Below are 388 nucleotides of genomic sequence, written 5' to 3'. Positions count from 1 at the left end.
ATCTATTGCTCGCTGCAAAATTACAAGAAGGTTTACGTCAATCCATTTTAGAAAACAGCGACACAGGCAATTTAACATTCTTTAAACGCATGTTGAGTACAGTATTGGAACATAATCTATTGCGTTTCTCTTCTGCCGTACGCGCTGCTGCTGTTTGGATGGGCTTAGAAATTGCCGCTGATAATAAACGCATCATCGAGAAACTTGGCAAGTTAGCACATGAATATCTCAATGATGAAGCCGCTCGTGATACAGCATTGGCAAGCAATGATACATTAGAACTATTTGTTTCCCTTTGGGCAATTGCAACAAATGAAATGACAGACGTTTTACCGCTCATTCAGCAACTATGCGCCAATGGTGAAATTTACCAAAAGCAAGTGGCACT

General features: G+C 40.5%; 1 protein-coding gene. It reads left to right on the top strand.

Going from position 1 to position 388, the window contains the following annotated elements; genetic code table 11:
- Window positions 1-388: DUF5724 domain-containing protein (locus BZK16_RS14410; protein WP_158076880.1), on the top strand; the 388-nt coding region annotated here is incomplete at both ends.

Origin of the sequence: Wohlfahrtiimonas populi, from assembly GCF_002006795.1 — a bacterium.
Lineage (GTDB): Bacteria > Pseudomonadota > Gammaproteobacteria > Cardiobacteriales > Wohlfahrtiimonadaceae > Wohlfahrtiimonas > Wohlfahrtiimonas populi.
The sequence above is the reverse complement of the archived record's forward strand: the minus strand, read 5'-3'. Positions and strand labels throughout refer to the sequence as shown.